This window comes from Sulfurimonas sp. (assembly GCF_050296975.1).
Classification (GTDB): domain Bacteria; phylum Campylobacterota; class Campylobacteria; order Campylobacterales; family Sulfurimonadaceae; genus Sulfurimonas.
Genome location: NZ_JBNKRX010000008.1, coordinates 80,872 through 95,449, shown reverse-complemented (window position 1 = coordinate 95,449; position 14,578 = coordinate 80,872). Strand labels below are relative to the sequence as shown.

Sequence of the window (14,578 nt, the reverse complement as noted above, 5' to 3'; positions counted from 1 at the left end):
ATTCCTGTTTTTGTGTAATCTCTCCTAGAAGTTCTTCTTTATTACTTTCTAATGTTTGAATACTCTCATCTTTATTTTTAGACTCTTCCAATTGTTTTTGAATGAGGGATTCTTTTTCTTGGAGTTGTATCTGTAATGATTGGAATTGAGTGCGTTCATCATTGATAATACTTCGAAGATTTTCAACCTCTTCATCCAAAGAAAAAGCCCATTTATTTTTTTCTTCTACCTCATTTTGTAATTCTATAATTCGATGTATTTTTTTTCCATATTCACCAGTATGAATCTGCAAACTAGCACATTTTTGTTCAACAAGCTCATTCTGACTACAAATAGCAATAATATATTTACCTTGTGATGAATCTAAATAATCTTTTCTAATCACTTTCATATCATTGCAAAGATGGCCACTAATGACATTACATATTTCATTACGTTGATAAATAAAATTAACATGCTTGAACCTAGATCGTAAAAAATTATAAAACTCTTTTTCATAAAATTCTTTTATATGAAAATGATTGTTATAAAGATTTTTTTCTGAATAAAGTTCTTTATCGGGAGTAGACATGATTAAAATACCATCTTGCTTTAAAACTCTCTCAATTTCATCCATAAATAATTGTTGAGATGGCTCTGCTAAATGTTCTATAGTTTCAAAAGAAATGACTATATCAAATGTGTCGTCTTCAAAAGGTATCTCTGTGACAGATGCAGTTTGAAACTCTAAATTTTTATGTGCATAAGTATTTTGAGCATATTCTATTGCCTCTGCATCAATGTCAATACCATAAACTTGTGTAGCAACATCTGCTAAAATACCACTACCATAACCTGAGCCACATGCAGCATCTAAAACATATTTTTCTTTAGCCATCTCCGCAATCGAAATATATCTATTATAATGCTCATAATAGATATCATCTTCTGCATTTGATAAAGCAGGTATAAAACGTTCTCCTGTAAATTCCATTATTATACTTCCATTAATTTAAGTTTATCTTTTTAGCCAATTTCATTTAAAGTATACAAACACTTTGAATTTCATATTATATACTTACATAATCTTCTAAACTATATGTTCTATATAAGAAAATTATATACTTTAATATGCTTATCATATGTATTCTATCCAATATAATGTTTGTAATATCTTATCTTTTTGTATAAGAAATTTATTTTTTTAATTTTTCTACATTGTTATTCAACTATCTTGACTATGATATTCATTATAGATTTTTTTTCATTTGTATAGTATATATAGTTGACAAACTTTTAACAACTATACAACTTTACAACCTAAAATCTTCATATTTTAAAGTAAGATTAGAATTATAATATTGATCATATTTTAAATATTTGGACCATCGATTTTGCATATAAGAAACTTCATAATTAAATCTTTCAATCTTCATAGGGTTATCTTCTTTACCCCTACTTTTTGATTCGTAATGATATAATTCAACATATGGAGTCCAGATATTTTTATAACCATTTTCTAAAAGTTTAAGACAAAAATCCACATCATTAAATGCTACTTTTAAATCCTTTTCATTAAATCCATTTACTTCCTCAAATAATTTTTTTTGCACTACTAAACATGCAGCAGTTACTGCAGAAAAATTTTGAACTATTTTTAATCTTCCCCAATATCCATCCATATTTTTTTGAAAATATTTATGGCTATGACCTGCAACACTACCTATACCAAGGACAACTCCAGCATGCTGTATAGCATTATCTTCATAGTAAAGTTTAGCACCTACAGCACCCACATCTTTTCGAAGTGCATGCACTACCATTTCAGTGAGCCAACCTTGACTAATAACCTCTACATCATTGTTAACAAATGCAATCAATTCTCCTTTAGCATATTGTACACCAAAGTTATTTATAGCAGAAAAGTTAAACTTTTTATTATACTTTAAAATAGTTATATTATGCTCTTTATTTAGCTCTTCCAAATAGTCCAATGTTTCTTTACATGTTGTTTGGTTATCAATAATAATAATCTCATAATTTGTGTATGTTGTGTTAGAAAAAATACTATCTATACATTTTTTGAGTAATTCATACTCATTACGAGTAGGTATAAGTATAGAAACTAATGGCTGTACCTCCGGTATTGGATAGTTTACTTTGTATGTAGTATTTAAAAGACCGTTTTCTACTGTTATTTTTATGTCTTTGTTTCGAAAATAATCTTTTAAAGCTTTAAGTCCCCTCTCATGTGCATAGTTTTTTTCACCTGTTCCATATGCAGTTGAACCCTTTATAGCACGCCAATGGTAAAGAATTTTTTCTATTCTATCTATTTCATTATCTTGTAGCTTGTCTATAACACGTAAAAGTAAGTCATAATCCTGACTTCCTTCATATTCCTTTCTAAAGCCACCTATCTCATCTACTATCTCTTTTTTTATACAGACTAAATGACATATATAGTTTTGAGAAAAAAACATATCTGGATTCCATCCAGATTTAAAATGTGGAGTGTGTCGTTTACCATTTTCATCTATCTTATCTTCATCTGAGTAGATGAGTTTTAAATTTTTATTTTCATTCAGTTTTTTTACTGTTTCATAAAGTGCATTTGGGGAGAGCATATCGTCATGATCTAAAAAGACAACATATTCTCCAGTAGCCAACTCAAGTGCAGAGTTTGAAGCCTCTGAGATATGTCCATTTGTATCTCTGTACATTACTTTTATATTTTTATACATTGTTTCATACTCTTTGAGAGTTTGAATAACATCTTCATTGCTTGAAGCATCATCTGCAATACAAAGTTCCCATTTCGTATATGTTTGGGCTAAAACTGACTCCAACATTTTTAAGAGGTACTTTTTTTCAGTATTGTAAGTAGGTGTAATTATACTTATAAGAGGATTGTACTCTAACTTGACTGCATGTAAAATATCTTGTTCATTTTGCTTAATCCATCTTTTATAAAACTTTTCTTGATCAACTTTTCTACTATCATAGGGGTAGAGTCTATAATATTCTTTATTGAGTCTATCTACCATCCCTTGCCAACCATGCTTTTTGTAACGAGCATACGATTTTTCAATTATACGAAAAGGAGTTGTACTTTTTTCATGCCATATAATCAGTAAAATTTTTTTTATTAACAAGCAACTACCTTTTTGTATTTTAAATGAAATTTTACTAAAAAGTATCTATATTGTATATTAATATCTAAGCACCACAGCCGCACCAACAGCTAATTGATAAACGATTTGTGTGATATCTTTTATAACTTGAAGGTATTTTGTATCAACTTTTCCCATCACTAAAATAGCATCACCAGGTTGTACTTGGTAGTTACTTCCAAATGAACTTGATGGATCATACGTTACAACTTTACCATTTTTCTTTATGATGAGTATATTGTCCGTATTTGCTCTAAAACTATATCCTCCGCAAGAGTTTATATAATCATCAAACTGCATACCATTTACATAACTTTGTGCACCTGGTAGCATCACTTCACCCTGCACTATAACCATATGGCTCTTTTTAGGGATATAAATTTCATCACCATCTTCTAATGTGATAAGTGATAAGTTTGTATCTTTGTTTATAACAACTTTTCCTTTGAGTTCTACTTTTCTTGCTCGATCTATAAAGTTGAGTACAAGTTGTGCTTCTTGTTTTCTGATGATAGCCTCTTCTGTACTCATAGAACCTGTTGTAAGTGTTTTAGCTTCTAAGTCATTGAGCTGTGCATCGAGTAGTTTTTTTTGCTCTTCAGCGATACTTTTTCTATAAAGTTGAAATGAGTCCATATCTGAAAGTGTTGATGGTTTTATCTTTTCAAAAACTTCACCAAGAGTTGAACCTTTTGGTACTACGATGTTATGTAAACTTAGATGCTCACCACTTATCTTTACCTCTATACTTTTCGCATTATGGTCAGGTAAGAACTCTACAACTTCACCACTATGAATAGCAAAGTCTTCATTTCCTTTGATACTATGTATACTTACACTCTGTTCGTTATTTTGATTCCATTTTGTGACTGTAAAGTTTGTTGCTGTTGGGTTTGGAAGAGCTGCTTTTAAGATCGTAGAGAGATCAACACTATCACTTATCATCTCAAATCTATACGGACGTTTTACATCACCATTGATTTCAACATAGTTTTTGACACTTTCAACATTGATAACATCCCCCATTTGAAACTGAAATAAGTCAAGTTTCCCATTGAGTAAAAAGCTATATAGATCAAATGTTTTTATAGGTTTATTGTCTCGAAGAATTGTAATATTTCTATAACTTCCAAACTCATTTTCTATACCCCTAGCTTTATCTAAAAACTGAATAATTGAGTCACTAGAAAGCCCTTCATAAAGCCCAGGTTTGTTTACTGAACCCGTTACAAAAACACTTACAGGCTGGTAGTTTCCAAGGTCTGCATACACAAAAACATTTGTTTTAAATACACTTTTTATTTTTGATTGCAATGTACGCGAAAGTTCTTCATTCTTAAGTCCAACAAGTTTAATAGTTCCAACTTTTGGCAAAAAGATATTTCCTTGGCTATCTACTGGGATACTGGCATTAAAATCAAATGCACCCCAAAGTCTAATACTTACAATATCACCTATATTTATCAAATAGTTAGGATTATAGCGATGTTGTTTATTTTTGGAAAAAGAGCCATTAAAAAGTCTATTACCAAAAACAAGTTTACTCTCTTTCATCACACTTACGTTGTTATCTACATCTTTTGGAGCGACATCAACTTCAATCGCAGCTAAACTTGTAAATAATATAAAAATTGTTATAAATATCTTTTTCATGTTTTACTCTTTATGATCTTTAATAATTTGACTTAACATTGAAAATATACCATACATCAACAACGAAATAATCAATATAGTTATAAAAGTTTTTGGTTTATTCGGATAGGTATACCCATCTGGTAAGTTTGGTTTACTTACTATGCTAAGCGTTTTTGCATTTTTTGCTACGTCTATCTTTGTGGTTTCAAGTTGAATAAGTGCATTCTTATACACCTCTGTATCAAACTCTAATTGCATTTTGAGTTTTTCATACTCTATGAGTACTTTGTTGAGAGGATTTTTTTCACTACCAGTCAAATTGCTTTTCGTTTTTGCGATTGAAGCTTTGATTTCTTTGATCTCATTTCGTAGGTTAACTAACTCAAAATTGTCTTCGTTAAGATAGCTCTTTTTTGTAGCATACTCTATCTTTTTTTGTGTAAGTCGTGCTTCTAGCTCTGCGATGATTCCACTTGATGATGTTGCTTCTGCTGTTGGGTCCAAAAGGAGATGCTTATTTTGATACGCTTCCAGTAATGATGAAGAGTTTTCCATCTTCTCTTTTGCCTTATCAAACTCTACTTCAACAAATTTGAGTTGTTTTATAGCTTTTTTTCTATTGAACTCATTGATCTGATAATCTACATTTTGTACTAAAAACTCTAGTATCTCTTGCGCTTTTTTTGGATCAACATGTGCAAAAGCAACACTTAAAATACCTGAAGTCTCATCATAGTAAATAATTAAGTGTTTATTATAGTACTCTAAAACTTCTTCTGTTGTTGCATCATTTGGTAATCTATCTATAAAATCAATAGCATCACTTTTATAATGTTTTGTAAGTTGAAATTTTGCATCTACTAGTTGATATACATCCAATGACTTTAGATACTCCTCAACTATTTTAGAATCTTGTAACTGAGATGAACTACCCATCCCAAGAAGTGAAAGCCCTAAACTTGAAGCATTTGTAGTTTGGCTCATATCTCTAACAATCAATGCTGTTCTTGATTCATAAAGTTCTGTTTTTAAAAATACAACATAAAAACAACTAAGTAAAAAAAATGTTACAAAAACAAAACGGAGTCTAAACTTTGCATACTTAGTGTTTAAAATACTTCGAGTAATATAATCTTCATCTATTTGTTTGTAGTCTTTATCTAGACGCTCAATAGCCCCAAGCATACCATGACGCTTCACACGTGCAAAACTTTTACGAATTGTCCGATGTTCTTCCTCTTTTGTTTTTTCAAACCAAAATAGTTGTATAAGTTTTTTTATCATCTATATTCTCTTTATTCATTTATATTATTGTATGTATCTATAGCATCATTTATATCATCACAATAGTGTATACTTCCTTGGTGTACAACTATACCTACATCGCATATTTCTTGAAGAACTGGCATGGAATGGCTCACAAGTAAGACATTACTATTTTCTATCTTTTTTTTAAGTGCACTTTTTGACTTCTCTTTAAAATTTTTATCGCCTACAGAGAGGGTTTCATCTATGATGAGATAATCAAAATCGAAAACCAAACTAAGCCCAAAGCTAAGACGTGATCTCATACCACTTGAATATGTTTTAATCGGCATATCAAAATAATCACCTATTTCAGCAAACTCTTTTACAGACTCTACTGCTTGTTCTATCTCATAATCACTTTTTCCATAAATTCGACACACAAACTTCACATTTTGTCGCCCTGTCATAGAACCTTGAAAACCACCTGCTAATCCCATAGGCCATGAAAAACTATTTGCTGAATAAATAACACCAGAGTTTGGAAAATCTATCCCACCAAGCATTCTAAGCAGTGTTGATTTACCAGCACCATTTCGTCCTAAAATTCCTACATTTTTTCCTGAAGGAATTGTTATAGAAACATTATTGAGTATGTATTTTTTTTCATGTTTTGTCTGAAAATATTTTGTAGCATTACGAAGCTCTATCATGAAGAAAGTATCCTTTTTTCACTTTTTGTATAAAAAAATAATCCTATAAAAAGTGGCACTATAGTCCAATACATCATATACTCATAATCAACATAACGTGTGTCTAGTGTATGAAAATAAAAACCGTGAATCATTTCTATAAAATGTACAAGCGGATTATATAAAATAATCTTACGTAAAATTGGTGGCAAAGAATCCACTGTATACATAAGTGCTGAAACAAATAATAATGGTGTCATAAGGATATTCATGATTTTTCCAAATGTCTCATAAAAGTAACTAAACACAGCAGACATTATTCCTAGTCCAAAACCAAAGATGCATAACCAAACTACTGCTAAAATCACCATATTAAAATCTTGCATTGCAATATCAAAGTTAAAAAAACAACCAATAAATATAAATACAGATGTAGCCATAACACTAACAAGTATTTCTAATAATACCCGAGTTACAATAGTATCAAATGGTTTTACTTGTCTGTAAGCAAATAAGCCTTGATTGGAGGAAAAAGCACTCATAGAACGACTCACAATATTTTTCCACAAGAAAAACGCCAAAAAACCTGTCGCTAAAAATACAGGAAAGTCTAATCCTGGCATAGATTTTTCAGATATTGCAGACTTTAATCCTGCAAAAATAAGCACCATAAGCATAGCATCGAATATCGCCCAAAAATACCCCATTTTTTTTGTTCCAAAACGAGTCTGTACTTCTCTCAAAAAAAGTGCCATAACAACAGACTTGAAAATAGCAAACGATGTTCTTTTTGTCATATGTACCTTAAGGTTTTAAATTAATTAAGTGGATATTATAACAAAAAAATTTTAATGTTTTCTAGCCACTAATTTTTCATTTTACCACAAACCAAGGATTTAGCAAATCTTTTTTATTATACACTAGCGGTTGTTCATTTTCATATTGATATGTCATTTTCCCAGCTTCTCGCACTATTGCATCTGCTGCTGCTGTATCCCATTCCATTGTTGGAGCAAGTCTAGGATATATATCGGCTACACCTTCAGCAACCATGCAAAGTTTTAAAGAACTGCCTTTTGAAACTTGCTCAATTTCTTTCGTATCTAAATTGTCAATAAACTCTTGTGTTTCAGCTGAAAGGTGTGATTTTGAAGCTACTACGCTTAGCTTTTCTTTCGGAGTATCATTTGTATAAAGTGGTAATTTTTGTCCATTTTTATATGCACCGTCATCTTTTTTGGCACTATACATCTCTTCAATCACTGGGGCATACACGACACCAAGAACTGGTATATCTTTATGAATAAGTGCAATATTTACGGTAAACTCATCATTCTTTTTTATAAACTCTTTCGTACCATCTATTGGGTCTATACACCAGTAGTAATCTCTATCTTTTCTTTGGACATACTCAACTTGTTTATTTTCTTCAGACATAATTGGGATGTTTGGATACATCTCTTGTAATTTATTGCAAATGATCTCATTTGATTTTAGATCAGCTTCTGTAAGAGGTGATTTATCATCTTTATACTCAATGCTAAAATCTCTATTGTATATTTCCATGATAGCTTTTCCAGCTTGCAGAGCTATATTTTTTATATCTTCAATATTTATATCATCAAGCATTTAAATACCCTTTATCTTTCAAATAGTTTATAATTTTCTCTGTGGCTTTTTCAACACTGATGTCATCATTTTTGATAACTATCTCAGCATTTTTTGGAGCTTCATAGGAGGAGCTTATCCCTGTAAAATTTTGTATATCACCATTACGTGCTTTTTTATACAAACCTTTTGGATCACGACTCTCACAAATCTCTAAGGGTGTATCTACAAATATCTCTATAAATTCATCAGCTTCTACTAGATCACGTACCTGTTGTCGATCAGTAATAAATGGAGATATAAAAGCACTCAAAACAATTGTCCCACTATCTACAAAAAGTTTCGCTACTTCACCAATGCGACGGATATTTTCAACTCTATCTTGATCTGAAAAACCAAGATCATGGTTTAACCCCATACGGATATTATCCCCATCTAAAAGATAAGTATGCTTTTGTAGTTTTAAAAGTTCACTCTCAACTGCATTTGCGATGGTAGACTTTCCACTTCCACTAAGACCTGTAAACCAAAGTATACAAGGCTTTTGATTTTTCAAAACAGTTCGTTCTTGTTTATCGACATGGTGTGGATGCCACACTATATTTTCATTATTTGACATAATTTTTCTCTATAAATTTTACTATGATTTTCACAGCTTCTTCTACAGAAACTGTATCACTCTCAATAATTATCTCTGCGTGTTGTGGTTCCTCATAAACATCATTAATCCCTGAAAAGTTTTCTAGTTCTCCACGTAGAGCTTTTTCATATACACCTTTATAGTCTCTCTCTTGACACGTTTGCAGATCAGCTTTAACATACACGACCACATTATTTTTTACCATCTCTCGAATCGCTTTACGAGACTCACGATATGGTGAAACAAATGATGCAACAGTTGAGACAGAATTGTTTTGCAAGGTTTTGATTAAGTGTCCAATACGGTGCATATGTGCATTACGCTCTTGTCTGGTAAACCCAATATTTGGTATAAGTTCCCGAATATCTTTCGAGTCTATCCTCTCTAATGGAATATCTAGTTTTTGAAGCTCTTGGTATACCGCATCTGCGATAGTAGTTTTTCCACTGAGAGGAAGTCCAGTCAACCATAAATTAAACGGTTCTATCTTTTTTCGTCCCCATCTGATCTTAAACCAAGCACGTTCATGTGCCCAGTATAGTGTGATCTTCGCTACCCATTCCAATGCCCCCGCAGCGATAGCAAGATCAAGTCTACCAAAAAATATATAGACAATGATTATAGTTGTAGTAGTTGCCACCAGTCTCCAACTAAACCCTTTTACTAATGATCGAATATTTGTGTCTTTATACATTAGATCTCTTTACAGCCCCACTCTGGGAAGTTTATCCGTACATACTCGTTTAAAGCACGTTCCTCTTGTGTGTACTCTCTTTTGCTCTCTTGATTGTCCAAACCATCCATGATTATAGAGGAAACTATCATTCCAGCACCTACTGTGTTGTTTGTATAGCGATCAATCACTATAAAACTACCAGTATAGCGATTTTTACTATAAGAATCTACAGCTATTTTTTGATCAAGCCAAAGGGTGCACTTTGCTATATCATTGAGTTCAAGTTGATGGCTACTTAGTTCTTCAAAAGTGTTCACTTCCTTTTTGTACTCGATCGATTTAAAACTACCATTGATCACAGATGTAGCACGTTTTATGATATAGTTCGTGCCTAACTTCATAGGTTTTTCATCCATCCACACCATCATGATACTAAATTTATTTGAAACATCTGGAATATCGCTTGATTTTACAATCATATCTCCACGACTTATGTCGATCTCATCTTCAAGTGTAAGTGTTGTAGCCATAGGTGCAAATGCTTTCTCGATCGTCTCTACGCTTTCATCTTTTGTACGTGGACGTAACTCTTTTATATCATTTGATACTATTGACTTTACCTTAGAAGTTTTACGTGAAGGAAGAACTGTAATCTCATCCCCAACTTCTATCTCACCACTTGCGATCGTTCCACAAAAACCTCTAAAGTTTAAGTGTGGACGGTTGACATATTGAATGGGAAGTCTAAAATGTTCATTTGCTTTTTTATTTACAGTTATAGTGTCTAAAAGCTCCATCAATGGCTTATCTGTATACCAAGTGCATTTCTTAGAATTTGAAACAATATTGTCACCATCTAATGCAGAGATAGGGATATATTTAAACTCTATATTGTTACGGTGTGGTAAGTTTGGAATAACTTTTTCATAATCAGCTTTAATCTCTTCAAATCTCTCCTCTGAAAAGTCAACTAAGTCCATCTTGTTAATCGCTACAATGATGTTTTTTATCCCTAAAAGCGAAGAGATATATGAGTGACGTTTTGTTTGTGTAAGTACCCCTTGACGAGCATCTATTAGAATGATTGCAACATCAGCTGTTGAAGCACCTGTGGCCATATTACGAGTATACTGTTCATGCCCTGGAGTATCTGCAATGATAAACTTACGTTTATCTGTTGAGAAAAATCTATACGCGACATCGATTGTAATGCCCTGCTCTCGTTCACTTGCCAGACCATCTACTAAAAGTGCTAGGTCAATTTTATCGCCAGTAGTTCCACTTTTTTTAGAGTCTTTTTCAATTGCACTCAACTGATCCTCAAAGATCATTTTTGAGTCATACAACAAACGACCAATTAAAGTAGACTTTCCATCATCAACAGAGCCACAAGTGATGAAACGTAAAATCTCTTTATTTTCATGTTCTTTGAGATAAGCTTCAATATTTTGAGAGATGAGTTCTGATTGGTGTGCCATTAAAAATATCCCTCTTGTTTTTTCTTCTCCATACTTGCATCGCCATCACTATCGATCAAACGTCCCTGACGCTCACTTGTAGTTGTTAAAAGCATCTCTTGGATAATCTCTGGAAGTGTTGTAGCTTCAGAATTAATAGCACCAGTAAGTGGATAACAACCAAGTGTACGAAAACGTACCATTTCCTCTTTTGCAGTTGCACGTAACTCCTCAGGCATACGATCATCATCTACCATAATCTTCGTACCCATATACTCAACAACCGGACGTTTTTTAGCAAAATAAAGTTCTGGGATAGGGATACTTTCCAAATAGATATACTGCCAGATATCAAGTTCTGTCCAGTTACTTAAAGGAAACACACGAATAGATTCCCCTTTTGTGTGTCTACCATTATAAACATTCCAAAGCTCTGGGCGTTGATTTTTCGGATCCCATCTGTGGTTTTTATCACGAAAAGAGTAGATACGCTCTTTTGCACGTGATTTTTCCTCATCACGACGTGCTCCACCAAAAACAGCATCAAACTTTTGGATGTCTAACAGCTGCTTCAACCCCTCTGTTTTCATAACATCTGTATGTAATGCTGAACCATGTACAAAAGGAGAGATATCCATCTCATCACCCTTAGGATTGGAGTAAACGATTAACTCCATTCCAACCTCTTTAGCATGACGATCACGAAATTCTATCATCTCTTGAAATTTCCACTTTGTATCTACATGCACAAGCGGTAGTGGTGGAGGTGCTGGATAAAATGCTTTTTGAAGTAAATGTAGCATGACAGAAGAGTCTTTTCCAACTGAGTAAAGCATAGCAGGGTTTTGAAACTCTGCTATCACTTCACGCATTATATGAATAGATTCAGCTTCTAGTTGTTTGAGGTGGGTTAATCTTTTGTTTTTGGACAAACTTTTCCTTTACATTTTTCTAGCAACTAAAGAGGCTACACGAGTTTTTTCACCCCTTAAGTTTATATCATCTTTCTCTTCGTAGTAGATAATATCTAGTCCGATAAAAGCGTGTAAAAGCTCATTTTTTCTAAGTAAAAATTCTGGATTTGCTGGGTTATTAAAATCCCCATGAGCGACTATAAAAGTCTCATAAACAAGTACACCACCACTTTTAAGAGCATCTTTGATTTGTGGGTGTAAACGTCTGCTTAAAAAGTTGATATTTGTTATGAGATCATAATTATTTGTTTCAAGATTATATGTATCTAAATCTGTTTCAATTTTATTGATTTTTGGATCATCTTTTACTTGTGAAAGTGCATAGTCACTGATATCAACAGCATCTACTTCAAAACCGCTCTCCGCCATAAAGTGGGTATTTCGCCCTATTCCACATGCTATATCTAAAGCTTTGCCAATATTTTCTTCTGAAATAAACTTCTCTAGCAACGGTTCAACATTATGTCGCATCGGTTTTTCAACATGACGTTTATTCCATCGCTCTTTATCTGTTATCATGACAATCTCCCTTTATAATCTTCATATCCAAATTGTTTTACAATTTCTATCTCACCATTTTCTCGTTTTATTGCCAGAGATGGAAGTTTTATACCATTAAAAGTTGTATTTTTGACAAAAGTATAGTGAATCTGATCTTCAAAAATAATCTGATCACCAACTTGTAACAGCTCATCAAAAGAATAATCTCCCATAATATCACCTGCCAAACAAGTATTTCCACCAAGTCTATAGGTATATGGTTTTTCACCAGCTTCTCCACTTCCTCGTACCATTGCTCGATATGGCATCGCTAATGTATCTGGCATATGTGCTTCAGCAGAGGTATCTAAAATAGCTACATTCATACCATTTTCAAATGTATCAAGTACAGAAGAAACTAAAAATCCGCTCTCCCAACCAACCGCTTCACCTGGTTCAAGATAAACATCAATATTATTATATTTTTTCTTAAACTCTTTGATTAACCAAATAAGTTTTTCAACATCATACCCTTTTCGAGTGATATGATGTCCACCACCAAAGTTGATATATTTTAAGTTTTGCAAATATTTTCCAAACTTTTCATCAAAAGCATTAAGTACCTCTTCAAGTGCATCAGCATCTTGTTCACAAAGTGCATGAAAATTTAAACCATCAAGATATTCTAATACATTTTCATCGAAATTTTTTAATGTTGTTCCAAGTCTTGAATAGAGTCCACAAGGATTATAAATATCTACAGGAGAAGATGATACCTCTGGATTAACTCTTAGAGATATCTCTATATGTGGATTTATCTCTTTTACTTTTGTGGCAAATTTATAGAGCTGATTTGGAGAGTTAAAAACGATATGATCAGAGATAGCTGCTATCTCTTCTATATCTTCCTCTTTAAAAGCTGGTGAATATGTATGTACCTCTGCTTTTTCATTATGTTTACAAAACTCTTCACGAGCTAGTTTTGCTTCATGTAAACCACTTGAGGTACACCCTTGCAGATACTGGGCAACAATATCAAAAGTTGAGTACATTGCAAAACCTTTAAGTGCTAAAATTATTTTAGCTCCACTTTGTTTTTGTACATAATCAAGAAGCTCCAAATTCTTTTTTAAAAGTGCCTCTTCACATATATATGCTGGTGTTGGTATATTTATCAACTTATTCCTCATTTTTGTTTAATTTTTCTTTGATTCTACTAGTTACTTGTAAAAAGTGGTCAACTCCAAACCCCTTATCTTCTATCAGATCACAAGCATGTGCTATAGAGTTTTGTGTAAGTATCTCTTTTGCATTGATAGCCGTTCTTACTACATCTAAAGAGAATATATATGCCTCCATCTGCGGGGAAGTATCCTCACCTATATAATCCAACTCTTTAAGGATACTTACATAAAGTGGGTCTAAATTCCAATGTTCAAATAACACACCTGTCACATAACTCGATGTTGTTCCAAAGAAGTTATTTTCATACTCTATCAAGTCATCAGCTTTTAATAAACCATCTTGAAACTCTTTAATTTTTCCAGCCTTTACAATTTCACGTGATGTAACCAATTTTCCACTTTCCATGATAAGTGCTAATGGTGTCATCACCTGTGCATGATGAAGGTCTATTTTAGAATACCATTGATTCATTAAACTACTTTGCAGGTGAGAAATCTGATTAAATTGAGTGCTACTTATCCCATAGGGACGAAGATTAGCTATAATCAAACTTTCAGCACAAAACTTTATAACCAAGCCATAAATTGTCTGTGTTCCAAACAATGTCACCGCTTGTGATACTGATGCTATTTTTCTTGAAAAACCATAATAGGGTGCATTGATTATCTTGAGTATATTTACAGTCAAAGAAGCATCTGATTCTATTGCATAAACTAGATTTGTAATATTGACATTTTCAGCACCATTAACGTAGAGTCGCTCAACTACTTTTGCAGTATCAGACAATGGGGGAAGTTCTTTTATCCCATCTACTATGGTGTCAAAATCCATCTA

General features: G+C 32.7%; 14 protein-coding genes. All 14 read right to left on the bottom strand.

Annotated features, from left to right (window positions below):
• A partial coding sequence (locus tag ACQY56_RS02345) for a methyltransferase domain-containing protein (protein ID WP_428743709.1) occupies positions 1-973 on the bottom strand: 973 nt, incomplete at its 3' end.
• A 319-nt stretch (positions 974-1,292) separates the two neighbouring features.
• Positions 1,293-3,134 carry a glycosyltransferase family 2 protein gene (locus ACQY56_RS02340; RefSeq protein ID WP_428743708.1) on the bottom strand — a complete coding sequence of 614 codons (1,842 nt, stop codon included), beginning with the start codon at positions 3,132-3,134 and terminating at the stop codon, positions 1,293-1,295.
• Positions 3,135-3,191: 57 nt separating this feature from the next.
• Positions 3,192-4,805: a polysaccharide biosynthesis/export family protein gene (locus ACQY56_RS02335; protein ID WP_428737618.1), complete on the bottom strand. Its 1,614-nt coding sequence runs from the start codon at positions 4,803-4,805 to the stop codon at positions 3,192-3,194.
• A gap of 3 nt (positions 4,806-4,808) precedes the next feature.
• Complete coding sequence (locus ACQY56_RS02330) at positions 4,809-6,071, bottom strand: hypothetical protein (protein WP_428737619.1); 1,263 nt, start codon at positions 6,069-6,071, stop codon at positions 4,809-4,811.
• Positions 6,072-6,082: 11 nt separating this feature from the next.
• A complete protein-coding gene (locus ACQY56_RS02325) occupies positions 6,083-6,745 on the bottom strand; it encodes an ABC transporter ATP-binding protein (protein WP_428737620.1) in 663 nt (220 codons plus the stop codon).
• Positions 6,742-7,521 carry an ABC transporter permease gene (locus tag ACQY56_RS02320; RefSeq protein ID WP_428737621.1) on the bottom strand — a complete coding sequence of 260 codons (780 nt, stop codon included), beginning with the start codon at positions 7,519-7,521 and terminating at the stop codon, positions 6,742-6,744. The genes ACQY56_RS02325 and ACQY56_RS02320 overlap by 4 nt, the downstream gene beginning before the upstream one ends.
• Before the next feature lie 76 nt (positions 7,522-7,597).
• Entirely contained in the window at positions 7,598-8,353 is a 756-nt protein-coding gene (gene cysQ / locus ACQY56_RS02315) for a 3'(2'),5'-bisphosphate nucleotidase CysQ (RefSeq protein ID WP_428737622.1), read from the bottom strand.
• Positions 8,346-8,951, bottom strand: a complete 606-nt coding sequence (cysC, locus tag ACQY56_RS02310) for an adenylyl-sulfate kinase (RefSeq protein ID WP_428737623.1) — start codon at positions 8,949-8,951, stop codon at positions 8,346-8,348. Before cysC (ACQY56_RS02310) ends, cysQ begins: the two co-directional genes overlap by 8 nt.
• The gene (gene cysC, locus ACQY56_RS02305; protein WP_428737624.1) at positions 8,941-9,666 is read right to left on the bottom strand and encodes an adenylyl-sulfate kinase; all 726 of its coding nucleotides are present in this window, start codon (positions 9,664-9,666) and stop codon (positions 8,941-8,943) included. Before cysC (ACQY56_RS02305) ends, cysC (ACQY56_RS02310) begins: the two co-directional genes overlap by 11 nt.
• Positions 9,666-11,126, bottom strand: coding sequence for a sulfate adenylyltransferase subunit CysN (gene cysN, locus ACQY56_RS02300; protein ID WP_428737625.1), 1,461 nt, complete (start codon positions 11,124-11,126; stop codon positions 9,666-9,668). The genes cysC (ACQY56_RS02305) and cysN overlap by 1 nt, the downstream gene beginning before the upstream one ends.
• Positions 11,126-12,037: a sulfate adenylyltransferase subunit CysD gene (gene cysD, locus ACQY56_RS02295; RefSeq protein ID WP_428737626.1), complete on the bottom strand. Its 912-nt coding sequence runs from the start codon at positions 12,035-12,037 to the stop codon at positions 11,126-11,128. The genes cysN and cysD overlap by 1 nt, the downstream gene beginning before the upstream one ends.
• Positions 12,038-12,046: 9 nt before the next feature.
• The gene (locus tag ACQY56_RS02290) at positions 12,047-12,598 is read right to left on the bottom strand and encodes a class I SAM-dependent methyltransferase (RefSeq protein WP_428737627.1); all 552 of its coding nucleotides are present in this window, start codon (positions 12,596-12,598) and stop codon (positions 12,047-12,049) included.
• Positions 12,595-13,749 (bottom strand): carboxynorspermidine decarboxylase, encoded by a 1,155-nt coding sequence (nspC, locus tag ACQY56_RS02285; protein ID WP_428737628.1) that lies wholly within the window; start codon positions 13,747-13,749, stop codon positions 12,595-12,597. Before nspC ends, ACQY56_RS02290 begins: the two co-directional genes overlap by 4 nt.
• On the bottom strand, positions 13,739-14,575 hold the full coding sequence (locus tag ACQY56_RS02280; RefSeq protein ID WP_428737629.1) for an HDOD domain-containing protein: 837 nt from the start codon (positions 14,573-14,575) through the stop codon (positions 13,739-13,741). The genes nspC and ACQY56_RS02280 overlap by 11 nt, the downstream gene beginning before the upstream one ends.
• Positions 14,576-14,578: the final 3 nt, after the last annotated feature.